Source organism: Enterococcus sp. BWR-S5, from assembly GCF_016745255.1.
GTDB lineage: Bacteria > Bacillota > Bacilli > Lactobacillales > Enterococcaceae > Enterococcus_L.
Genome location: NZ_JADOEQ010000009.1, coordinates 138,887 through 162,348, shown reverse-complemented (window position 1 = coordinate 162,348; position 23,462 = coordinate 138,887). Strand labels below are relative to the sequence as shown.

The window sequence follows — 23,462 nt, the reverse complement described above, 5'->3', positions numbered from 1 at the left end:
GGTATTCTCCATTAAGGTTTTGGTTTTGGCAGATTTATTCTCCCAGGGATTCGAGGGATAAAATCATCAGAAAATAACCCTGCATTTGCTTGTTGGGCAGCAGCTTTTAATACAGCTGCATCTGCTTGTGCTTCGGATAATCCGGCATTTAGAAGCGATTGCTTTAATGCAGCATTATAATCAGATAATGAAGGTTTTAATCCAAGTAGATCGCCATTTTTTCTATAATTATTCCAAAAACCTTCTAAGCTTTCGTGAGCGTTATAATGTGGGCTTCCAATGTCTGTAAAAATATTCCCTTCTAATTTTACTGCTAATCCATCATTTTTAGGAATATAATCTCTAAATGCAGCATCTTGATTTAAGTGGTGGGCTTGACCAGGTATGTCTTTATTAGTTCTTAAGTTCTTATATGAATCGACCAAAATATCATCAGAGACGGTACTTGCCCTAGCAATATCATCTGCAATATCTACACCTTGCATCATTGCATAACCTTTTTGTAAATTTGTTAGCATCTTGATTCCTTCAGCAGTAGATACGGCTCCTAGCAATCCTAATAAGCCAGAAAGGGAGCGCTGATTATTTGTTAGCTTTTCTCCGGTAATAGGGTCAACACCATTAAAATATCTATAGAAATCATTGATTCCTGTCGTTTCTAAGATAAAATTACCCAACTCACCTAACTGAGCTTCTCTCATCATATCAGTCATTTTAGTTGTTAATTCTTCATTTCTTTCGCCATTTCTATAAATTTCGTAAACAACTTCATAACCCAGCAGTGTTCCATTTTCTCTATACATTGCTTTATAAGTTTTCACCATTTCTAGGCGTTCTGTTGGTTGTGTTTCATTATATTTACCAATATTTTTATACCATTCTTTATCTTTTAGGGAAATAGTAGAAAAGTTTCCTGTGCCTGCTTCAAAAGAAACCGACCGATTTAATTCTGACAAACCTGTTTTTAATTGAGTGAGTGCATCTTGAACAGTAGAGAAATCATTAGCATGTGCTGCTTCAAAAGATACATATTTTTCAAGTATTTCAATATCTTTGTTTAAATCTTCAATAGAGTTATCTAATGCGGTAGTTCCAAGACTGGAGAAAGAAGTACCAAACATGGTTGTTTGTGGTCCATATTTTACTATATTTGCGCCTCGTTGAATTTCAGCTAAGATAGAGGCCTTTTCACTTTTTATACTATTTAAACGATTGTTTAAATCAATAAGTTCTTCCGAATCCAATCTGTTTTTAGGGCTACCAACCTCTGATTGAAAACTAGAAAGATAGAGGTCTAATGTTTCACCAACCTCTGCCAACGTGTTGAATACTCCTGTTACGACGGGCGGAAGTTGAGTTAAATAGTTTTTAGCAGAGTCCCATGAATCTCCTGTAAGCTCAGATTCACCAGAAAACTCATTTATAGTAGTGTTGAATGGATTAAAATGATCTAAAATAGCTAATCTAGCTTGTTGAACAGTTTGTTGAACACTTGTTAATTCAGAATAGTCAATCTTCGTCACTAGTTGTTTCCTCCTGATTTTCTATGTTCATTCGTTGATATTCTGTGTCACTTAAAGTCTCCCTTAATGAACGTTTTTGTTGTTGGAATGCTTCTTCAATATCTGAGAATGTTTGTCTTCTTTGGCGTTCAATTAGTTGATGCTCATCATAAGATCGAAGGGCAGAGGCTTCGGCTACTGTTCCTTGGCTCAGAAAAGCAACTTCTTCTAACAAACGTTGTTCTTGTTGTTGGATTTGCTCATAAATTTCCAAATTTTCGGACATTTTCCTTTCTTCTCTATCCAAGTCTTCAAGGTATTCCGCTAATTGACGTTCTTTTTTTTGCAATTCTTCTGTAGAGAGAGTTTCTTTCGTCATTAGTTTGCTCCCCCAGCAATTTCAGCATCTTTTGCTATCCAATAATTAGATAACTTAGTAATATTATCTCCTTCTTTAGTAGCAACCTGAGAAAATAGAGTGACTACTTCAGTAGAAAGTGCCAAAGCCTGTGTTAGCCCAGATACTGCTCCGCTTTCTGAAAAACTAATAGTTACTGCAGGATCAAATGAGACGGTACCATGTGTTTTTAGCTGTGATGCATAGTGTTCCGCACGTTCTGGATTATTTTTGATAACAGCCATATATTTTAATCTCCTTATTATTCAATTTGTTTAATATATTATAACTTCTGTTACCACTGTTGTAAAACTCACTTAGTTAATAAAGCCAATTGGTTTTTGCCAAATTTGGATATTGTGATTGATCCACTCTATTTCTTTTTTCGATAAACCACGTGTTTTTCCGGTGTCGCTATCTAACCCTAACAATAGAATTTTCCCTACTAGTTGGTAATCGTGACTATTGATGTTTAAACCAATGATATAATTCCCTTTTTTTAATGCTCCAAAATCATCAACCCAAGCATCAATTGAGTTAGTTAGTGATTGAACATCTGCGGAATCAACATTTAAGCTTTTCTGAATTACATCTAGGTCATTTTCATCGTTCCAAGTGATTCTGTGAGACATAACCACATCATCTTTAAGATATATTTTTATTGCATATGACATTATCAACTAGTCCTTTCTATTACTCTCTAACCTTAATTTTATCATAGTATATATATTTGTATTCAAAAAATAGGGGAGTTGAATTTTTAATATAAAATAACGAATATGGATTTTCTAAACATAAAATTGAGTGATATAGTTTGGTGAGAATACTCTACACATATTAGTTGAAAAAAGTAGGAGTTTATCATCATGATAAACTTTTTAAATAAATAGCTGTTCTACAAAAAAAGTACTATTTAAGCAGTTTTTTTGTTTATTTTTGAAGAAATTGCTTGGAGTTTATCATGATGATAAACTAATTTTTTTGGTGATGTGCTCAATTTTCTCTCATTCAAACTCATTTTCTATGTCTAATATGTTCAGATGATTCTCACAATTTAATTTCATAAATACTAAAATGTCTATATAATTCTCACGATTTTAGTAAAATACAATGATTTCATATTTGATATGTCTAATTAATTCTCACTAAAAAAATCAATCAGCTATAATGTTCAACTGATTCTCACTAGCAAATAGCATGACAGCAACGAAAAAGAGAATTAACTATTTTATTCACGAAAATAGTTAGTTCTCCTCAAAATGAATAAATAACAATTTATACAATCATTTCTTCCACATTAAAAAGACATATTAGAAATCTTTTAAGGACATCTAAATGAACCATATCATCCACCTTTTTATCAAAAATGCATATTTCTGATAGGTAAACTTCTAGAATATAGTGGTATGGTTCGGTATTAATAAAGATTTTAACAGGATTTTCACCAACCAGTTGTTTGGTATCTTTTAGATTTAGCCATTCAATGTCAGAAAATAGTTGTGAATAATCTATTGCCATCACCTCTTTAAAAACCATTTTATCGCATAATTATAGGTAACACAGCTAGAATAAAGGATTTTTAAATACAGAAAATATTAATCATCTTTAAAAAGTTACTGAACAAATAGACATCTATGAAGATGTCTATTCCCACGTATTCCTCTTGTTAAATATGCGGTCACTCCGTTTTTGTTTTTCCATTTCTCGTTGCTGTTGAGTAGCTTGTTTTATTTTTTTTCGAACTTGCATTTCATCTTTCTGTAATTGTTCTCGTTCTTTTGCTTTGGGACTAAAAAAGTTATGGTAAATGGATCTTTTTGTCATGTAAATAAAGAATACTGCTAGCAGTATCACTATAAAAAATGCGAAAAGCATGACTAAAAACCCTAAAATGGTTTTGTAGAATAAAAAGAACAAAATGAATAGAACCGGAGTAGCCTGTAAAAACAATTTTTTTTTAGTCATTAAATCTTTCATATGTTTATTCCTTTAGATTAAAGTGCTGTTGAAGTATTTGTTTTGCATGAGGCCAATTGGTATCTGATAATGTGAATCCTTGGCCTATTAAGGAAATATCATTTAAGAAGAGTGAGTATGTTGTTTCTTTTCCAAAGAGTGGAGAAGAGACACGAAGTTCAACAGGAGAATTATTAGCAACTTCTTTTGCTGTCATTAATTCGTACCACTCATCTTTTGTAAAGCAATCTTTATAGTCAACCATGTTATTACCTCCTAATATGAATGAAAATAATAGACTATCTACATACTTATATACGTTTCTTTATTCGTACTAACTTATTGGGTTACCCACACCGCATAGAATCCATAACCATTATTTAAAATCACATAATCCCAATCTGAGCCATGTAAATCATTCGTTAGCTTGTAATCATCCATCGCATCCATTAGCGCAGTTTCATCTGAATAAGTTCCTACAATTCCATTCTCAACACCTGGAATTTGGGTTCCAGTATAAGGGGGCTGTGGTAATTCGGGTTCTGGATCAGTAGGCTCCGCTGGATTAATTGGTTCCGTTGGATCTACTGGATCAATCGGATTAGTAGGTTCAACAGGTTTTGTAGGCTCTGTTGGTATTGCTGGCTTAACTGATGTATCTGGGACAACAGGACTTACAGGTGTGGTTGGAGTTGTAACTGACGGATCAACTGTTACACCAATATCTTGATTTGGGTTAATTTTTTGCTCGTCACTCACTACAGTTTCGCTTATAACATTTCCATTTATTTCTTTTACAATAACTGTATTTCCATCAAAATAAATTGTGCGTCCTACTGGCAATAAGTATTGTTCTCCTAAATTTAAATTAATGCCATTGATATCTGCTAAAGCTTGAACAGTCAGGTTAGTCCGCTGAGATATCGCCCATAAAGTATCTCCAAGGATCATAGTATAACTAGTTTGTCCGTCCTGAATTTTTAACATGTCTGGTGTATTAGCTGTCCATGGATTGGCATAAGCTGTTTTTGTACTTGTTAATCCTGTGGTTAATAGGACTCCGCTAAATAATGACATAAATAAAAACTTTTTCATTGATATATTCCTCCCTTGAATTATGACTATTTACAAATACGATTTTAACATTTGATAGTGTTTTAAACAACACTTATTTTTATAAAAAGTGGCTTTAGACGCCATTAAAGTGTTCTGGAAACCACTATATGATAAAAGAATAAGGGTGGTGTATGGAATGGAAAAAAGTAACCTTAGAAATTTTATAGCTAAAAGAGTAAAGTATTTTAGGAAAGAACTAGGATTTAGCCAAGAAACTGTATCAGAAAAGGCTGGTTTAGAACCTAAGTATATAAACAAATTAGAAAATGAAAAATATAATCTCAAAATAGATACTTTGGAACAAATTCTAGATGCTTTAAATATCTCGTTAGATAATTTTTTCAACTTTAAATTTCCTGCTAGTAGTAAAGGGATTGAAAATTTATTAAAGGATTTAGAGAAAGTTCCCGAAGAAGATCAAGAGGCTGTTATTGATGCAATTTCAGTTTTAGTGAGTAAAATCGTCAATAAAAAAGAAAAGTAAAATGATGATAGTAAGTACTAATTAAAATATATTTATAGCTGTAGTTTTTTTGATGTACCATAATCTAATTTGGTTACGATTTTTGGTTACGGCGTAATGAATATGGCTTAAAGTCGTTTATAGTAAATCAACAAAGTTGAGCTAAATTTCCTCTACTCTAATGCGGATTGAAACTAGGTGAAATCAGGGAGTGACCAACCAGGGCTTAAGAAAGCTCGTAAAGCTTCACAGTTCTCTAAGCGTTAATTGCTGGAGTCGTTGCGAATTTATTCGCTTACGAATACAGTATGGAACGGAGATTTCTCAGGAAATCGAGTGCCATTCAATCGAAAGATTTCAAGACACTTTCCAGTTTTTGGAAGGTGTCTTTTTTTTGTTTTGGTTACGACTATTTAGCCAGTCGTAACCAAGCTCTTACTCTTGTCTTCCATAATTCTCTAATAATTAAATCGTATTGATTTTTGTTTGGTTATTTGCATGACCGTAAACATCACGAATTATGTTAGAGGTTTCTCCATGCCCAACCGGTGACTTGATGATTAGATTGTCTACTAAATCAGAAACAAAGCTATGTCTTAAACCATGAGGAATAATGTGAGGAAGCTCATATTTTTTCTCTAACTGATTTATTTTATTATTTAGCAAATCAGGATGCAAGGGTTGATTGACTTCGCCTTTTTGTGCTACATAGGTAAATAAAAATTGTTGAGAAGTCTGTTTGATTCCTAGTTTTTTTAGTTATATTGCTTGTTTCTTTTTCCAATTACACTATGTTTATATAGATAATAATATTTGGTTTGGAGGAGGAAATTACTATGATTGAAGATAAACATGAAGCAAAAGTCGAGATATTGATAAATGAGTTGCTAGCAGAAAAATTTAAGAGAATTAGCTAGATTATAAAGAATAGAACCATCAAATTTAAGTAATATTTCTAACGATAGAATGAAAGAGAAGCTATCTGTAACATATTGAGTGGATAGCGGATGCCTTGAAGATTGATGATATATTGAGGATTATGAGATTGAAAAAAGAGAATTGAACAGTCTGAGAATAAAAAAATATTTTGATATGAAATTATTTTCATTTTGTGATAAAATGAAAGTGTCCACAAATTTTAAGATTGATGGAATATGATGTTTGAAACTGTCTACTAACAATTTAATCAGCCAACTTGGCAAGTATTGGATTGGGGTTATTTCAATTATTAATAACGTTATTACTAATCGAAATAACCAACTGAGTGAGGAGATAAACAATTGGATATATATTTCCATGAGATCACCTTTCTTTGAGTTATCTGGATAGTCATTAATATCATAACATATGAGTTGAGTAACCCTGGCATGCTGCACATAAAAAATGGGGCAATAGTGTGGCGATTATGTCCCGGTGCAGGAGAAATATGTATCAGGGGCTAGGCCTGATATTTCTCCCGCTCAAAAGTGAGGTATAGAAATGCTAGATAGAGAAATTGTTGATAAGCATTTTAATATAAAAGGTTATCTTCATTTTGACAGACGAGTACATTTTAGAAATGTTGAAAACTATGTAACTAATCCTAAAAAGATTATGTTTCATAGTTTTTTGCCTTTCCTTCACTATGTTGATATGTCTGAAAAATTTACAGGAAAAGCTAATCCTAAAATAGAAAATCGTCCTATCAAAGAGAAGAAAAGAAAAATCATGTATGCTGGACATTTAGATGGCTATATTTATAAGTATTATTCCATTTTAGTAAATAAGGACTATGATATATGGGCGAGTAGACATAAAATTGATAACTGTTCTCTCGCTTATCGAGATAACAAGCCTAGACAGTCGAATATAGATTTTTCTGCAGAAATTATCAATAAAATTGTTTGTTTTGGAAATGCATATGTTTTGGTTGGAGATTTTACTGATTTTTTTGATAGGCTTGATCATAGAATTTTGAAAAATAATCTAATTGATGTTCTAGCTGATGCTAAACTGATGGAAAATAGGAAACTGAGTAAAGATTGGTACAATGTTTTTCGTTCTGTTACTAAATTTGGCTATTATGATAAAGTGGAGATTAACGAGATTTGTGGAGAGGATCAGGAATTATGGGGAAATAAGCAACATAGGTATTTCAAATCAATTAATGAATTAAGAAAATATCAAAAAGAACATAAAGCACAATACAACAAAAATTCTTTTGGTATTCCTCAAGGAACTGCGATTAGTGGTGTACTTGCCAATATATATAGTGTCAATTTTGATTTAGAATTAATGAAAATAGCTAATCAATATGGAGGAGTATATAATCGTTATTCCGATGATTTTATTTTGGTGATTCCTAAAGCTCAAATAGTTAACATGGGATTGAGTGAATTTAATGAAATAGAGTCTGAAGTTCGAAGGATAGCGAAAGAAAATAAAATTATTTTGCAGGAAAAAAAGACAGCTAAGTATGAATATGATGGTTCTAAAATAGTTAATTTAGAGAATCAGGAAGACTCACGCGTGGACTATCTAGGTTTCGTTTTTGACGGGAAAAGTGTTAGGATGAGAGGGAAAAGCCCTTATAAATTTTATAGAAATGCATATGATTTAGTTAGAAGAGGTAATCGTATTAAGAGAAAAAAGAATTTGAAGAAAATACCTTATAGAAAACAGTTATATTTGTTATACACTGATTTAGGGACGGAATTAAAGCCGTATGGAAACTTTATTTCATATGCAAAAAGATCACAAGAAAAATTTGATGAGCTGTCTCCGAAGACAAAGAATCTGATGATGCGTCAAATAAAAAATCGCAAAAGGAAAATTGAAAAAAGGCTTGGGATTAAATTACATGTTAAGATATAAATGGTTTAATATAACTGTTACATTTTCTAATTATACTTTGAATTGAATAATTTGAAAAAAGTAAAAGGTACTTTTCTAGTCTGAAAAGTGCCTTTTAAATATTGTCTACATTTGATAAAATATATTTAGTTCTAAAAGTTTTTAAAAATGTTTTTTTAGAGAGGATTAATGATGGGGATATCTAAAGAGTTGAGAAAAGAATTAAAATTACCAATAACAAAAGACATAGTCTATTATAAACGTGTCATTGGTAAAGAATATGATAAGTTTAATGTAGATGCTATTGAAAAATTAAATCAATACAAACCTTCTGGAAGTTACTCATTACGAATTATATTATCAGGTTCATTAATGAATGAGTCAGAACAAGTGGATATACTTTCAGATTTCTTAGCTCAAATGCAAAAGCCAACTTTTATTCAAGATGTTAATGATATAGATTATTAATTAATCGCTACAAATAATGATATATTTATGGAGGAAAAGAAGTGGATTCTAAAACTCAATGGTATAAAAAAGCTGAAAAAGATAATTGGAAAGCTAAGTTTAAAGTTATAGTTAAAAATGTGGAATGGCATAGTGAAGAGAATTATGTAAAATTTTTAGGTGAAGTCATTGAGCATCAATCTGAATATATGCGTAAAAATCCTTCTTTAATTCCTTTATTCAAAGGATATGTAGATCACCGATTATCGGAAGGAGAAGTTTTAGAGTGTATAGGGAGAGGTCGATTGGGTCATAAATTAGGACACTATGAGATAAGCTTCATCAATCCAAAAGTCATTGTACTGAAAGAAAGTCTTGTTGAGGTTACAGAAATATTGAGTGAACCAACAGGAGCGGTAGAAAGTTCAAATGGAGAAATTAGATACTATGTGAGACATGGAGATTTAAATGCAACATATAGTCAGTCCACCAGTTATGAAGGGATAAAGAAATCTCTAAAAAATGTCGGAAGAAACAGGCTCATGAACGATTGTGGATCGTTTAATCTAAAAGAATTACGCATGAATGATAAAAATAACTCTCCAGTCACTTTAGCGCGAAAATATTGGGAATATCGGTCAATTGAAGACATTAAAAATAATGAAAACTATAAAAAAATTAATGGAGAAGCTGAATATAAAATAATAGAATTATTGTATTAAATGTGAATGTGCATTCTGACGTGCAAGATATTTATTCGATTACGAATATAGTACGGGACGGAGATTTCTCAGGAAATCGAGTACCATTCAACCGAAATGTTTCGAGGCACTTTCCATTCTTTGGGAGGTGTCTTTTTTTTACAAAGTATAAAGGAAAAAGAATTCATAATTACTGGGAAAATTAGTTGTTCTAAATATGACGAATAAGTGGAATGAAGGGGATAATTATGGAGAAATTTATAGGTTTGTAGACAATATGAAAGTATTCTATTTTAGTTATTGTTTTATACATAAGAAGTAACTTTAAAATGAACTAAATGCGAAGTTTTAGACAAGAATTTTGAGGTATATTTATATTAGAGAAAATTACTACTTTTTTATGACATACAGAGATATGATAGTTACGGTAGTTTGATTCTTGATTAAAAGCGATTGACTTATAATATTTTATAAGATATATTTGAGTTAATAGAACCCCGCACACCTCTCAACGATGTGTCCCAAGCGGGGACGTTTTTTTATAGGAGATTAATATGGTTGATTATAATAAGCCTGCTACTACTTATGACGAACAAATAGAATTGTTAAAAAAACGTAATTTGGTTATTGAAGATGAGAACACAGCTAAAAAATATCTTAAGAGTATAGGCTATTTTAGGCTCTCTGGTTATTGGCTTACTCTTTGTAAAAGTAAAGATAATTTTAAGAATGGAGCATCTTTTAATCAGATTATCAATATTTATGATACAGATGCAGAACTAAAAAAGCTTCTATTTGGTTTATTAGAAGATATCGAAATTAATTATAGAACTATTATTTCACATGCATTTGCATTTCACTATAGCCCAGTTGATCACTATAATAAACAAAATTTTGTTAAAGAAGACTGGTATGATAGATGGGCAGCAACTTTTGAGGAATCGGTAAAGAGGGCCATTAAAAGAAACGAGTTGTTTGTAAAGCACTATAACCAAAAATATGAAAAGATATTTCCGATATGGACTGCATTGGAAATGTCTAGTTTTGGCGATTTATCAAAATTTTATAATAATCTGAAACCCGATATGAAGAAGATTATAGCCAAAGAAACAATAGGCTTTAGCAGTATATATTTAGAAAACTGGCTATATGTTCTCTCTGTTATACGAAATATGTGTGGGCATAATAGTAGGTTGTATGATAGAAGGTTAAACATAAAACCAAAGTTAACAAAAAAAGAAATTACAAAAATTAGTAATTCATCATTATTTTCAGTTTTAGTTATTTGTAGAAAAGTTTCTTTGCAAGAAGGCAGTTGGCAGTCGTTCTATGAAAATATTTTAAGAATTAGGAATGAAAATAGGGATGGAATAGATTGGAAGTTATATGGATTTCCAGAAAATTGGAAAGAATATCTTTCTGACGAATAAATTATGAATATTTTTAGGCTCGCATATTTTCATTTGAAATTCAATAAAATTTTTGAACATGAATCACGCTGTATCCACTGACACTAAAGGTTTTTGAAACTCATTCAAAGTCCGAACAATCGAACCGGGTCTTAAGAAAGCCCGTGAAGCTTCACAGTTCTCAAAACGTTAAACCTTGTTATATCAAGGGTTTTAGGACACTTTCTCATTGCGAGAAGGTGTCTTTTTTAATATTCATTCCCCCCACCCAATTTTTAAGCACTTACCTCTTTTATCCCCTCCCACCAACTAAAGAAATGCTATAATAAGCGTAGCAAATACATAGTTTTATAAACTACGACAAAATAAGCATTAATCCTCGGAGGTGAGAGGTACGAATGGCATCAGATAAAAGCAAAGAGCTGATAATAAGAGAAAATCAATCACTTTCATCCATGAAAGCAGAAGCTGGTTTACCAGCAGCATTGGCTGACAGGTTAGAGCTGTATCCTGAAAACAAGCGGCGTCCTGTGAATAAAACGTTGTTTAGAAATGATTATTTCCAATTAACCTGTAACATGAGGGACAATTCGATGTCCATCTCATCAAGAGGTGATATTGTCTATTCAGCGATTCCTTATGATACAGCGAGAAACTATATTCAACGGGCAGCGATTCAGTATCTGCTTCATCCGGAAGAGGTACGCCGTTATATCGACATGCATAAGCCGAACATCGAGCAGTATTTGGTGCTCAGCATTTTTCAGGTGACGGGGAAGCGAGTGAGCAAAGACTCTCCTGAAGTCGCACAAGCCTATCGTGCAATTCTGGAAAATCCTTTGTTGGAGATTCAAATTTTAGGGCGTTTGCTGCAGCATGATGAAACGGGGCCGTTGTCAGCTAATCTGGCGGGGAAGTTCTTGTTTAGTGAAAATGTAAAAACAGGAATAGCCGGCTATGTTTCGGAATACCTCAACTTTGTCGTACAGCTTACACAGGCCTTACCATTGACGACAGATGGGAAAAACATCCAGCTGTTGGAGTCTACGATACCGGCAGCTCTGGAAGGTGAAGAAATGTATAAACAGCTGACCTACGAATCAGATATCGCACCAGCATTGGATCTGCTGCCTCAAGAAATCAAGCAAACCATTGAACGTTCAATCCTCCATGCGACACAACCGATGCTTACGAATAACCAACCGCTATTACGCTCAGCGTATGGGAAAGAGCTTTCTGACGTTCGTAGGAATTACGTAGCACATAGTGTGGAACCGCAAGAATTGAAGCAGTATTTTGAAAATGTGTTGCCGACAGAGAATATGAATATAATTAATGTCGTGTCGGATATGCATATTACTGATGGCAGATTCCCCTTCAGCAATACACACTATAATATTTTGGCTGGAGATATTATAGATTCAGATGTCACCAATGAAAAAATCAAAGGTATCTATGTTTTAGGAAATCATGAATTAGCTGCAGTTTTACCTAAAAATCTTGAAACGAGCAATGAAGAGTGGGAGAAATGGCAGCCCTTCGCTAAGTATGAATGGTTTAAGCTGCTTATGGAAAATCCCGATGACGCGTGGCCATTGCTGCCTGTTGGCGATCACGACTATTACGAAGTTGTGAAGGAAGAAGTTGAAAAAAGATTTCCTAAGATGCAGGTGCTGAATAATAGCAGTATCATTCATGAGGGGATTCGCTATATCGGTCTGACCATCCCTGTGGCATTGGTTCAACGAAAGAAGAGCCTGCAGAAATTTATTCTGAAGTCGTTGAAGAAAGAGCTTGGTGAAGATAAAGAGATTCCAACCATCATCGTTTCTCATGCGCCGTTGTTCAATGAGTTGAGCAGACTGTCACCAAGAAGCAAGTCCTATAATAAGGCCTATGTATGTTCAGAATCGGCAATCGAGCAGTTATTTGAGCAGTATAACATCATTGGCGCCATTCATGGACATCATCACATACCAGCAGCTTTTGGCAGATATGGTGTAGTGGAGTTTGCAGGCAAAGAGCGATTCATTGTTTGTTCCATTTATTCAGATATGAACACCGGTTTTGAATTGATGAGTTTGATTAACCAACAGGATTTGAGTGGAAGATAGAGTCTGTTACTAGACGCTGCGCAGTCTTTGTGCGGTGTCTTTTGTTAGAAATTGTGATGTTTACTTTATCCGAAAATTTGGATAGAACAATTTTTATGTAAAGTAAAGCTGTAAAAATAAGTATTTCTTCCTATCCTTACTAGGCGTTTTGATACTGTTCACGAGTTTGACTAATTTCCTTTATCATTTTCAGTAACTGATTCTCGTCGAGCGCGCGTTAGCAAAGATTTCAATGAAAAAACTGTACAATAAAATATAGAAACGGAGGGTATTTATGAAGGATAAAAATACAATATTGCGTCCATTAGGCTCTGGATTGGCGATGGCTGTTCCTCTAGTGATAGGTATCCTAACGAACGATCTGAAAATCAGTTCAGTAGGAACGATGGGGGCTTTTTCTTATTTAGCGTTTCAACATCGCTCACTGGCCTATAACATGAAGGCTATTTCTATTCATGGTCTTTCTTTATTGACGGCGTTTATATTGGGAGCTGGAACGGCGATGATTCCTTGGAGTGCACCGTTCATTATTAGTATATTATCTTTTGCGGCTTTTGTAGCCTCGAAGGTTTTTCGTATTCCAAAGCCGGATTATTTTTTTGTGATTATGCTTTACGCCACAGGGTTCAATTTTCAGGCAGATTCATTTGTTGGAATTTTGCATCATAGCACCTACCTGTTATATGGAATAGCCGGTTCATTATTCTCAGGCTGTTTGATTTCATTGCTGGAAAAGCTTCCGCATAAAATACCGAAAGAACGCTATCAGCAGTTGTCTGCTGTTGATAAATATTATCTGACGATGTATGAGCATCCGAATACGCTGGTAAAGGCACTGCACTTCTCTATGGTTTTATTTATTGCGACATACATAGCTTATCTTTTAAGGGGGAGCAATGGTTATTGGGTCTTGATTTCTGCGGCTGCGGTACTGGCCGGAGAACATATGGACAGAATCAAGAATCGGACAGTTGGTCGAGTAGTGGGCGGGATTGTTGGTATCATGCTGGGCTTTCTTTTAGTAACTTTGGGATTGCCGCTGGAAATCAATGCAGTAATATTGGTTATTCTCAATATTTTGACGGAATTTTATATGCCAATCAATTATATGGTAGCAAATTTCTTTACGAATCCGCAGGTACTGCTTCTGATGGCCATCGGTACAAATTTTGTGCCACTTGAGTTGATTCCAATGCGTTTATCCGGTGCATTGATCGGAAGTTTACTGGCGATGTGTTTGATTTTTGTGATGGAGTACTGTTTGCAGCAGCTTCAACCGGATAAGGGAGCATCAGATAGATGATGTTCACTTCGGGAAACTGATAATGGACGGATAGGGGTAAAAAGTAAGTACCCGATTCTTAGTAATCTTACTTATAAGCTTGAACACTAAAGCGTATCACAACTCTTTTGATATCTGAAAAGAAGGTTGTGATACGCTTTATTTTATCGCTTATAATCAGGTGTCTCTAATTTAAACGGCACAGGATTCAGCAATACCCACTGAACGGCCAATTCACTGAGTCGCCCCAGCTCCTCATCGCCATTACCGCCACTGATTGCTTTTGTAAGCTGCTTGGTTTCTGTCAATTGTTCTTGAGGAAGTGGTTTCCCAACCATAAAATAGTCATTCAACGAACGAACCATTTTATTATAGTCACGATCCCAATTACCGCCGCCGTTTCGGAAAATCTCGTCTGCCGCTTTTCCGGTAATACGAATGACTTCGCCTTGTACTGTTTGACAAGGACCGCTCCCTGGTACTAATAACTCCCAAAGCTCTCCGTGCTGCTTCTGCCAGGTTGTTGCGTTGACCGAGATGGGAGAGAGACCATCATGCTCTCTTCTTCTGGAAATTGGCGTCACGTTGAACTGTTTGTATAATGTTTGCAGTGCTACATCTGTTTCTTCAAGGCTTTCCGGATTGAAATTGCTGCGGTAAAATTCAAAGGTTTCACCGATTTTTTTTACATGGTCAGCCATCTTTTCATTTTTTTCTGCTCCGGCTTCCACTAATAATTCGACGACTTTCGCGGCTTCTGTCAAACTAGCGTTTGTGCATTGGATTAGACAGAGCTCTAAAGGGGTTATTCCTGCATCATTTTTCCCATCAATTGGTGCATGATAAGCGAGCAACGATTTTACCGCTGCCGTTCTGGCGGCTCTAGCTGCCTCGTGCAAGGGCGTGTTTCCGTTGGCGTCAACAACAAGAACCGAAGCATCATTTTGCAGTAAAGCACCGATACTGGATTTCCAATAAACGGCATGATGATGTAGTGCTGTTTTCTTATAGGTATCCTGTGCGTTAATGTCCGCTCCTTGCTCTTTTAGCCAAACAATGAAGCTTTCAGGGATACCGAAACAGCTGTAGGCGGTAGCTTTGCTATAGCCGGTATAAGCTTCTAAATCACAGTGTTGATAAACAGCTTCTAACTCATTAAGCTGTCCACGTGCACAGATGTCTTCAAAATCTTTGGGTAATGTCTTTCTTTTTCTTTTCACAAGATGACCTCCAAGGTTAGCTTTGTTTCTTTTATTATAATATAAACGATAGAAGAGAAATATAGTGGGAAATAATCTATGTGGATAAAGAAAAGATAGAAGCGAGGAGATTTCTGCTAGGAGTTGTCTATCTATTTCATAAAGACTGGTTTTCAAAGAACGTGAAACCCCGCATATTTACTGATAATTATTGATGCTATCGCTAATTTAGCTTGACTATTAAACGGATTCTCTTTAAAATAAAGCATGTAATAGTAGCGTAAATCAAAATAAAAAAAGGCACTTTGCTTCATGGCGGCAACCATGAAACAAAGCCCTGTAAGGATAGTGTGACCTATCAATACAAGTTGCCTTAGTCAGCCAACGCGAGCGTTGACCTGTATTTATTTTACTCAATTTCATTAGAAATTTCCACTCTTTTTATTTTTCTGTATTTCGTATGCAGAGAAACAGAATGAGGAGAGGACAAAGGACGATGATTGTTTCGGATTGGTTTTTTGAAAAAGGCCGAACGGGATTGAGTAAATGCGGACAGGGATAGATAATTGTTGATTAAGCAGTATTGAGAGAGACATATGTCCCCTCGATACTGTTTTTTTGGTTTACCTACTATTGCCTTAATGAAAAGTTTAAAGCGGAATTCTTTTCGACCGTACTGTCAGTGACTATACGACCTTAAAAAAATGAGATTATATTAGACCTGAACCTGACAAACAACGCTTCATAAGATAATACTACCTACCCATAACACAACTGAAAATACTGACAGTACGTAAAAAAAGACCGGAGAAATCCGGTCTTTTTTTGCACATCGTGAGTTGATTATATGAGAGGAACATAAGATTCTTAAAATAATAGTAAAAAAATAAACTATTGAGATGAAATGGAATCACTGACTATTTCATCAAAAGAGCTTAAAGGGTATATTTATAAAAATACCATTTTAATATTAGTACGTACTATAAGAATACACAGGTATTATTTTTCTTAACTTTGTACGTATGAATTTTTATTATCAAGTAAAAACTTTACCAAAAAGATAAAATACATATTTGTTAGCTATAACACGAAGGAAATGCCTTATTATGTAATTAATGGAGTATTTTATCATTTAAATTTATGTTTAAAATAAGATTCTTGTAATTTAGTATTACAAGAAAAGAAAATATTGATATTATTTCGATGTATTCAAATTATAATTCATATTTTTTTGATAGTCTATACCAAAAACGGTAAATATTTCTAATATTTTTCATTTATTAAACAAAAAAATGAGAGAATATATTTTATTTTTGATGTATTGTAAGTTATTTCAAGGAATCTGCTTTTAAAGAATGCAAATAAGTCGTCAAATGAAACGTCAAATGGGAGTGAAGCAACGTGGCTAAAAGAGGAGAAAACATTTACAAAAGGAAAGATGGGCGATGGGAGGGAAGATATAAGAAAGCTCGAAATAAAAATGGACGAATCATTTATGGGTACATATATGGAAGAAAGTATAGCGAGGTTCGACAAAAACTGTCAGAAAAGAGGGTGCATTTTCCAGCTGCTAACCTCAAGGTATTTGATGGTACAACCGCTGAATGGTTGGACTATTGGTTGTATACGGCAATTAAAGAACAGGTAAAGCAATCCACATGGACAAGCTATGAATCGAAACTGAGAAATCATATTGTTCCATTTCTGGGAAATAAAAAGCTTCATTTAGTAGAACAAAAAGATGTTCAGGCATTTTTAGAGCAGCTGTCGACAAAAAAATATTCCGAGAATACGATTCAAAATGTTTTTACCATATTAAGCAGCAGTTTTAATTATGCTGTTCAAACGGGTCAGTTAGCAGTGAATCCTTGTCGTAAGCTGACGGTTTCTTCACGTAATAAAGTAAGAGAAGTGCATGCTTTGTCTATTGAACAGCAAAAGAAATTGGAACAGCTGGCCTTTCAAGAAACGGGCTGTTCAGCAGTCATTATTGGTTTGGCAACCGGGATGAGAGTCGGAGAAATCTGCGGACTGAGATGGTCAGATATTGATTTCGATTATGGAATCATTCACGTGACCCGTACACTACAAAGAATTCCAGACCCAGATAATTTGAGACAAACGAAAGTATTAATTGATACACCAAAGACAAAAAGTTCTATTCGGAAGATACCTCTTGCCAAACGCTTGAAGAAATATCTGCTTGAAAAAAGGAAGAGTAGCGATTCAGAATATGTGGTTTCTATTAATGGGCATTTTGCGGAACCAAGAGTCATAAATTATCGCTTACAGCGCTTAATTGAGCGGACGGGGCTGGAATCTTTTCATTTTCATATGCTGAGACATACATTTGCGACACGCTGTATAGAGAATAATGTAGATATTTCTTCATTGAGTAAATTATTAGGACATACATCGGTTAAGTTGACCTTAGATACCTATGCAGATTCATTGTGGGAAAAAAGAAAAGAAGCGATGCAAATTATCGATCGGTTGCAGTTTAAAAACAGCTGAGACGAATCTATTCACCGTCATAAAAATCGTCAGTTATTGAAAAAGACCTTGATTTCATTGAGAAATCAAGGTCTTTTCTTGTAATACTAAATTACAAGAAAAGTGTTTTTGCTTGTCTATCTGCTTCACTAAATAATAAAACATCGATAAAAAAATTGGAAATTTAATGCTGTAACTACATAAGAAGGAGGATGAAGGATGTATAACATAGGTGTCAATCAGCCAACAGATGAATTTGAGCATACGTACATAGAAAACTTGAGTAATTCTAAATGCAATCTTGTTCAGGTTGATTCGGAGAATATGGATGCAATAATCAGTGACTTGGATGGTGTCTTTCTTAAGGAAGACACTAATCAAAATATTGGGAAAATCTGCGGACTAATCATGAAAATTAAGGAAAAGTCCAATCCGCTTATCTGGGTATTTTCTGAGGAACCTTCTCCGATTCAAAAAATTATTTATCTTCAAATGGGGGCGGATGGCGCCTTCACAAAAGAAGATGAGCCGGAAGCGGTAAATTTGATGATTAACAATTCGCTGAAACGGTACCAGCAAGATAAGAAAGAGGAAATGATTGAGCAGTTTGTTGACAAGCCTTGTGGGATTGAGTTAATCCCGCATAACCTGAGTGTTAAATTTTCTGGAAATTCAGAGGAAATTGCATTAACGAGACTGGAGTTTCAGTTGATGCAGCTGCTGTGTGATAACTACTTGAAAGGGGTCTCCTACCAAGAGATTCATGAGCATATCTGGCAAACCTCTTATAAAAATAATAAGTATAAGGTGGCGAATCTGGTTTTTCACTTAAGAAGTAAATTGGAAAAGTCAGGTGTAGAGCCGATGCTTATTCGAACGGTGCGTTCCAAAGGGTATATGCTAAGCGAAGTCTAGCAATTGGTATAGAGTGGTATTTCATTTTCTGAAAAAGTGGAAGGGTTATGTTGGAGGGTACACAATATGAAATCTAATCCACAACCATTCATTTTTAAGGGGAATTGAAATAGATGTATATCTGCCTTTAGATATGCAAAAAAATAAGAAAGGAAAGGAGATGAAATTATAGAATGAAAAAAGGCAAGAAGAAAATTGCTTCATCCTTATTTGCGACAGTAGTTACTGTAGGAATATTGGGCTCATTCTTATTGGGAAATGTAAGTCCAATTCGTGCAAACGACTCTCTTTATGGTAATGATATTCCCGCTTCATCAGAAAATGAGGAAGCAGATTCAGAATCATTTGTTTTACCATTAGTTGGCGATGATCGCTCAGTTACTGCGTTATCTTCCAGCACATATTCAACAGATTTTGATTATGGAGTATCTTACAAATCAGATTCAGACCCAAATTGGGGAAAGATTGAAAATGCAACGACGATAGTCCATGTATACAATTGGACACAATTGCATAAAGCAGTAGTAAGTGGGACTGCAACAGCAGATCGTTTTGTAGCAGCTGATGGTGTCGATCCAGTAGATGGTGTTGCATATTCGGAGAAAAACAATGCTGATTATATTGTCTTGATGAACGATATCATTGGTACATCATTTGCAATTGGCGTAGCTAGACAAAATTCTCCAGCTACTCGTCCAGATTACGTAATTGATGGAAATGGCTTTAAATTGGATTCGGGTGCTCGTTCGTTTGGTTTTCCTGAAAAAGCTGCAGCCACCGCTTGGCAAACACCAAACAATGTATACGTAAAGAATATTACCATGTATTCTACTAATCCGTATGGAGCATTTATGGGGCCGGAAAACAGCTATAACTTCTATACAATTACCTATGAAGATGTCAACTATATCGGTTCACAGCTGACGGCTTCGTGGACATCTACATTGATTTTCAGAGGGACAAACCATGTGGAGAGTACAAACTCCTATACGATGTCTTATGAAAATGTCAACAATACGGGTGTTAGCGCAACTGTAACTAGACCGACTTATACAAATCAATCTGGTTTAGAAGCGCATCGTGTTATTTTCGATAAAGATAGCGTGAATACATTCGATATTGAAAATGGAGATGGTCTGTTGATTGGAGGCTATCTTAGTAATAACGTAGCTAACGGCACAAACGGTAGTGGACGGGCGATTCCTTACGCGGCAGTTCGTGAGAATGCTGATGTGACGATGACTTCAAAAGGGAATTCTGGTGAATCGTATAGTTATAATGCCGGTACTTCAGGGGTTATGTATGCGGGAATCAACATTCAAAATGGTGGTCAGCTATACGTTGGAGAAAATGCAGACCTGTTAATGAATACAGCAGGAACAACACGTGCTGGTATGCGTTTGACAGCATCAACAGCAGCAGTCAACGCAGGAAGACGTCCGGTTGCTACTATTGCCAGCGGCGGAAATCTTCAATTCAACATGGATGGCAATATGAACACTGGAACCTATTATTCAGGCTTTTTCTTGGAGGGCTATGCGACAATCAACGTTGCTGAGAGTGGGCACTTAGGTTTGAGCATGAAGAATGAACAAAATGGCAAACCAGCTATTCGAATGGATGCCAACAGTACAGTCAATATAGGGTCTGAAGGTCTATTGAAAGTAGACATGGATAATTCTATAGGTAGTGCGATGCAATTAGGAACCAGTTCGAAGTTTGATGTGGAAGCGTTAGGACAGGCAGCTTTTACCCTATCAAATCAGGGAGGAGCTAGTTCAAACGTTATCAATGTGGCCGGAGGAACTTTTACGATTGGAAAAAAAGGAATTTTTGATCTGAAAGTAGCTGATGGTACTGCGGCGAGAAATATGTTCTCTGTATCCAGCGGTTCATTTACATTTGCCGATGCTTACCGAGTTGACTTGGACGCACAAGGCAATGACAACGTAAATATTGTCAATATGAACGGTAGCTTTAATGCGGATATTCAAGCGGTTTATGCGTGGAATAAAGGCAATCAAGCGACAGCTAAAGAGAATTCAGACTTTGATTGGACACCAATTTATAACGCAAAGGTAACCTACTCAGGTGCTAATACAACAGCAGTTACTGCAAACAGTGTTTCAACAACGACAAAAAACTCTTTTCAGGATAATTACAGAACACAGAATTTCAACCGTGTGGTATGAATGGATACCGGATGTCGAGGTTGAGGTAAACGAAGTTTCAGATAACGAAACAATTCTAAGTGGTCAGCAAATCTCAGGACGTACCAATCCGTTGGCGATGGTGACATTCTATATTACTCGTGTTGGTTCGTCGACAGAGGAGAAACTCAGCGGTGCTAATTTGACAAACGAGGTTGATGACTGGGCTAGTGATTCTAGTTACAACTACCATGTCAATGCGGATGCAAATGGGGACTATGTCTTTACTCTTCCAAGTGATGTGACCTTGTATGTTGGCGATACCATTCGCGTACACTCATGGCGCTATGGGAAAGAAAACGATACGACAACTGTCGTGTTGGATAGAACTGCACCAGAGGTCGTAACGAAAGATATCTACGTAATAGTCAATGGAGCGGCACCGGCTGCTTCTGATTTTGTATCAAGTGTGACGGATAAAGGGGTAACACCTGCTATTTGGGACGCGACATATAATGGTGCAACCCCTCAGGCTACGATTGACAACTGGGTAACAACGGTAGGTGACTACACTGTGAGTCTGGATGTTGCAGACCAAGCAGTAGATGCAGATGGAAACGCAGCACCAAATAGTAATGATCCTAGTACACCGTGGGAAGCAACGCTTCATGTTTTAGCGGCAGATAAGGATATTACAGCAGATGATATCACTGTTCCGGCAACAACGCTTCGAGGATTAACTGATGAAGCAGCATTGAGACAGTATATCTTGGATAACAGCAATAAGTCAGCATATAAACTGGACGGTCAAGCCTATACAGACTTGACGAATCAGGTCGCTGTAACAAACTTGGGTACATTAACTACGAATAGTGGTGCAGGAATCTATGAGGTTGTTTTAGGTGTAACTGCTGAAGGCTTAACAGTGAAAATCAATGTGACTGTTACCGACGATGTTCCTCCAACAGGGACAGGGAAGCTTACTCTGGTTCCTAAAGGCGACGCTGCTTATATTACCGGTGAGACAGATTTGACAAAATTCTTATCGGCTTATGGTGACGATGTGACTGAGAAGGCGAATATCACTATCAGCTTTGCTCCGGGTCAAGATTTTGATGCATTAGTGGCAACTGCTGATACCGGCAATTCATCAACTAAGAGCTTTGATGTGATTCTTAAGGATGAAGCTGGAAATGCGGCAACAGTTGCTGTTCCAATTTATGTTTATGATGGTGAAGTCAATGGCTCTGTCGCTGTAAAAGGCTCTGACATGCGTGTTGACCGCAGTGATTGGAATGACGCGGTAACGAATGGGACAATCCGCGACTTTATCATTAATAACGGCTTAGTTAACGCGATTGAAGTGAATAGTGCCGGTTCCATTGTTGATGTAACCTCAGATGCTGCAAAACTGGCAATCAATTATTCTTCAGTTGGACAAGACGAAGAGACTGAATATTCAATCACTTTGAAAGTCACTGGAGCAGATGGCAGTGTGGCAGAAACAACAATCAAGGTAATCTTCAATGATAAAACACCACCGACAGCTGTTGAAAAGACAGATACTCCGAGATTCCCTGTAGGAAAACCGGAATTAATTACCGGGCTTGATTCAGATGGGTTGAAAGACTTGTTTGATTCAGTTTCAGATAATGTTTCCGATGCGGCTGATGTAACGGCTGTATTAACTGCAGGACAGAATATGGCAGATATCTTTGCGACAACAGGTACAAAGACAATTTATATCGATTTAACTGATGAAGCTGGAAATACTGACAGTATCCCATTGGAAATTATTGTCTATGACGATGCTGTGATTGTTAAATTTATTGATCGTAACGGCGACGAATTATTGACGCCTGTAACGATTAATGGATTTTCTTCCGGACAGACAATTGATTTAACGGATCCTGTACAAGGAGCAGCAGTCCTTACAGCAATTAGTGATGTTGAGGATAAACGCTATCAAATCTATCAGCGTCCAAGTGATGAAAAAGCCGTCCTGGTAACAGATGCCGGCACAATTGTAACGTATGTATTCGATGGGACTCTTGCTATTTATCAAGCACCAAAAGTAATTAATTTTGGTGTAGAGAATGTTGTGGGTAAAGATATTCGAGTAGATACACCAGTTTATGATCAGGATTTTATCATTTGGGATAATCGTTACCAGCGTACGGAGTGGTATTTGACTGCTGAGCTGGATTCACCATTAACCAGACAATCAGGTACCGGCACCGTTATTCAAAATGCAATTCGCTATCGGAAAGTCAACGATGATCCGAGTAGTGAACTCATTTTAGGCTCACAGGCACAGGAAATTGTTGATCGTTCTCAAAGTACAGATACGTACAACATCTCAGATGAATGGCGTTCAGGTAATACCGGTTTTAAGTTGGAAGTTCCTGCAGGCTCCGTAAAAGGACTTGGAGAATATCAAGCAACAATTTTATGGGTACTTAGTGATACACGATAGGAGAGGAAAA

General features: G+C 35.8%; 19 protein-coding genes. 11 read left to right on the top strand and 8 right to left on the bottom strand.

The annotated features are described in order from the left end of the window. Window positions 1-11: 11 nt before the first annotated feature. The 7 genes from IW510_RS21575 to IW510_RS11990 all read right to left on the bottom strand — a co-directional run bounded on the left by IW510_RS21575 (window position 12) and on the right by IW510_RS11990 (window position 4,950). On the bottom strand, window positions 12-1,523 hold the full coding sequence (locus tag IW510_RS21575; RefSeq protein ID WP_202059933.1) for a T7SS effector LXG polymorphic toxin: 1,512 nt from the start codon (window positions 1,521-1,523) through the stop codon (window positions 12-14). Further along, window positions 1,510-1,881 (bottom strand): DUF3958 family protein, encoded by a 372-nt coding sequence (locus tag IW510_RS12015; protein WP_202059931.1) that lies wholly within the window; start codon window positions 1,879-1,881, stop codon window positions 1,510-1,512. The genes IW510_RS21575 and IW510_RS12015 overlap by 14 nt, the downstream gene beginning before the upstream one ends. After that, on the bottom strand, window positions 1,881-2,144 hold the full coding sequence (locus IW510_RS12010) for a DUF3130 family protein (RefSeq protein WP_202059929.1): 264 nt from the start codon (window positions 2,142-2,144) through the stop codon (window positions 1,881-1,883). Before IW510_RS12010 ends, IW510_RS12015 begins: the two co-directional genes overlap by 1 nt. A 72-nt stretch (window positions 2,145-2,216) precedes the next feature. Then, entirely contained in the window at window positions 2,217-2,573 is a 357-nt protein-coding gene (locus IW510_RS12005) for a DUF3846 domain-containing protein (protein WP_442896417.1), read from the bottom strand. 970 nt (window positions 2,574-3,543) lie between these two features. Further along, window positions 3,544-3,876: a hypothetical protein gene (locus IW510_RS12000; RefSeq protein ID WP_202059926.1), complete on the bottom strand. Its 333-nt coding sequence runs from the start codon at window positions 3,874-3,876 to the stop codon at window positions 3,544-3,546. 4 nt (window positions 3,877-3,880) lie between these two features. Beyond that, the gene (locus IW510_RS11995) at window positions 3,881-4,120 is read right to left on the bottom strand and encodes a hypothetical protein (protein ID WP_202059923.1); all 240 of its coding nucleotides are present in this window, start codon (window positions 4,118-4,120) and stop codon (window positions 3,881-3,883) included. Window positions 4,121-4,194: 74 nt separating this feature from the next. Beyond that, entirely contained in the window at window positions 4,195-4,950 is a 756-nt protein-coding gene (locus IW510_RS11990; RefSeq protein WP_202059921.1) for a LysM peptidoglycan-binding domain-containing protein, read from the bottom strand. A 157-nt stretch (window positions 4,951-5,107) separates the two neighbouring features. Between IW510_RS11990 and IW510_RS11985 the strand changes: the two genes are divergently transcribed. From IW510_RS11985 to IW510_RS11955, 7 genes are all read left to right on the top strand, one after another. Then, window positions 5,108-5,455: a helix-turn-helix domain-containing protein gene (locus IW510_RS11985; RefSeq protein ID WP_202059919.1), complete on the top strand. Its 348-nt coding sequence runs from the start codon at window positions 5,108-5,110 to the stop codon at window positions 5,453-5,455. A 1,458-nt stretch (window positions 5,456-6,913) separates the two neighbouring features. Further along, window positions 6,914-8,287 (top strand): reverse transcriptase domain-containing protein, encoded by a 1,374-nt coding sequence (locus tag IW510_RS11980; RefSeq protein WP_202059917.1) that lies wholly within the window; start codon window positions 6,914-6,916, stop codon window positions 8,285-8,287. Window positions 8,288-8,455: 168 nt separating this feature from the next. After that, the gene (locus IW510_RS11975) at window positions 8,456-8,734 is read left to right on the top strand and encodes a hypothetical protein (protein ID WP_202059915.1); all 279 of its coding nucleotides are present in this window, start codon (window positions 8,456-8,458) and stop codon (window positions 8,732-8,734) included. 41 nt (window positions 8,735-8,775) lie between these two features. Continuing rightward, a complete protein-coding gene (locus tag IW510_RS11970) occupies window positions 8,776-9,435 on the top strand; it encodes a hypothetical protein (protein WP_202059913.1) in 660 nt (219 codons plus the stop codon). A 533-nt stretch (window positions 9,436-9,968) separates the two neighbouring features. After that, window positions 9,969-10,844, top strand: coding sequence for an Abi family protein (locus IW510_RS11965; RefSeq protein WP_202059911.1), 876 nt, complete (start codon window positions 9,969-9,971; stop codon window positions 10,842-10,844). A 377-nt stretch (window positions 10,845-11,221) separates the two neighbouring features. Further along, the gene (locus tag IW510_RS11960; RefSeq protein WP_202059910.1) at window positions 11,222-12,937 is read left to right on the top strand and encodes a metallophosphoesterase family protein; all 1,716 of its coding nucleotides are present in this window, start codon (window positions 11,222-11,224) and stop codon (window positions 12,935-12,937) included. A gap of 274 nt (window positions 12,938-13,211) precedes the next feature. Beyond that, window positions 13,212-14,240 (top strand): FUSC family protein, encoded by a 1,029-nt coding sequence (locus tag IW510_RS11955; RefSeq protein WP_202059908.1) that lies wholly within the window; start codon window positions 13,212-13,214, stop codon window positions 14,238-14,240. 143 nt (window positions 14,241-14,383) lie between these two features. Here IW510_RS11955 and IW510_RS11950 read toward each other — a convergent pair whose 3' ends face one another. After that, complete coding sequence (locus tag IW510_RS11950; RefSeq protein ID WP_202059906.1) at window positions 14,384-15,439, bottom strand: ankyrin repeat domain-containing protein; 1,056 nt, start codon at window positions 15,437-15,439, stop codon at window positions 14,384-14,386. A gap of 1,380 nt (window positions 15,440-16,819) precedes the next feature. Between IW510_RS11950 and IW510_RS11945 the strand changes: the two genes are divergently transcribed. The 4 genes from IW510_RS11945 (at window position 16,820) to IW510_RS21570 (ending at window position 23,452) form a co-directional block, all read left to right on the top strand. Further along, window positions 16,820-17,932 (top strand): tyrosine-type recombinase/integrase, encoded by a 1,113-nt coding sequence (locus tag IW510_RS11945; RefSeq protein WP_202059904.1) that lies wholly within the window; start codon window positions 16,820-16,822, stop codon window positions 17,930-17,932. A gap of 198 nt (window positions 17,933-18,130) precedes the next feature. Next, window positions 18,131-18,826 (top strand): winged helix-turn-helix domain-containing protein, encoded by a 696-nt coding sequence (locus tag IW510_RS11940; RefSeq protein WP_202059902.1) that lies wholly within the window; start codon window positions 18,131-18,133, stop codon window positions 18,824-18,826. Window positions 18,827-18,999: 173 nt separating this feature from the next. Further along, entirely contained in the window at window positions 19,000-21,018 is a 2,019-nt protein-coding gene (locus IW510_RS11935; RefSeq protein WP_202059900.1) for a pectate lyase-like adhesive domain-containing protein, read from the top strand. Continuing rightward, window positions 21,008-23,452, top strand: a complete 2,445-nt coding sequence (locus tag IW510_RS21570; protein WP_202059898.1) for a WxL domain-containing protein — start codon at window positions 21,008-21,010, stop codon at window positions 23,450-23,452. Before IW510_RS11935 ends, IW510_RS21570 begins: the two co-directional genes overlap by 11 nt. Window positions 23,453-23,462 lie beyond the last annotated feature (10 nt).

Bases quoted from the DNA above. Each gene is read 5' to 3' on its own strand.
- IW510_RS12015 (WP_202059931.1), bottom strand. From the start codon at position 1,881: ATGACGAAAGAAACTCTCTCTACAGAAGAATTGCAAAAAAAAGAACGT.
- IW510_RS12010 (WP_202059929.1), bottom strand. From the start codon at position 2,144: ATGGCTGTTATCAAAAATAATCCAGAACGTGCGGAACACTATGCATCA.
- IW510_RS12005 (WP_442896417.1), bottom strand. From the start codon at position 2,573: ATGTCATATGCAATAAAAATATATCTTAAAGATGATGTGGTTATGTCT.
- IW510_RS12000 (WP_202059926.1), bottom strand. From the start codon at position 3,876: ATGAAAGATTTAATGACTAAAAAAAAATTGTTTTTACAGGCTACTCCG.
- IW510_RS11995 (WP_202059923.1), bottom strand. From the start codon at position 4,120: ATGGTTGACTATAAAGATTGCTTTACAAAAGATGAGTGGTACGAATTA.
- IW510_RS11990 (WP_202059921.1), bottom strand. From the start codon at position 4,950: ATGAAAAAGTTTTTATTTATGTCATTATTTAGCGGAGTCCTATTAACC.
- IW510_RS11985 (WP_202059919.1), top strand. From the start codon at position 5,108: ATGGAAAAAAGTAACCTTAGAAATTTTATAGCTAAAAGAGTAAAGTAT.
- IW510_RS11980 (WP_202059917.1), top strand. From the start codon at position 6,914: ATGCTAGATAGAGAAATTGTTGATAAGCATTTTAATATAAAAGGTTAT.
- IW510_RS11975 (WP_202059915.1), top strand. From the start codon at position 8,456: ATGATGGGGATATCTAAAGAGTTGAGAAAAGAATTAAAATTACCAATA.
- IW510_RS11965 (WP_202059911.1), top strand. From the start codon at position 9,969: ATGGTTGATTATAATAAGCCTGCTACTACTTATGACGAACAAATAGAA.
- IW510_RS11960 (WP_202059910.1), top strand. From the start codon at position 11,222: ATGGCATCAGATAAAAGCAAAGAGCTGATAATAAGAGAAAATCAATCA.
- IW510_RS11955 (WP_202059908.1), top strand. From the start codon at position 13,212: ATGAAGGATAAAAATACAATATTGCGTCCATTAGGCTCTGGATTGGCG.
- IW510_RS11940 (WP_202059902.1), top strand. From the start codon at position 18,131: ATGTATAACATAGGTGTCAATCAGCCAACAGATGAATTTGAGCATACG.
- IW510_RS11935 (WP_202059900.1), top strand. From the start codon at position 19,000: ATGAAAAAAGGCAAGAAGAAAATTGCTTCATCCTTATTTGCGACAGTA.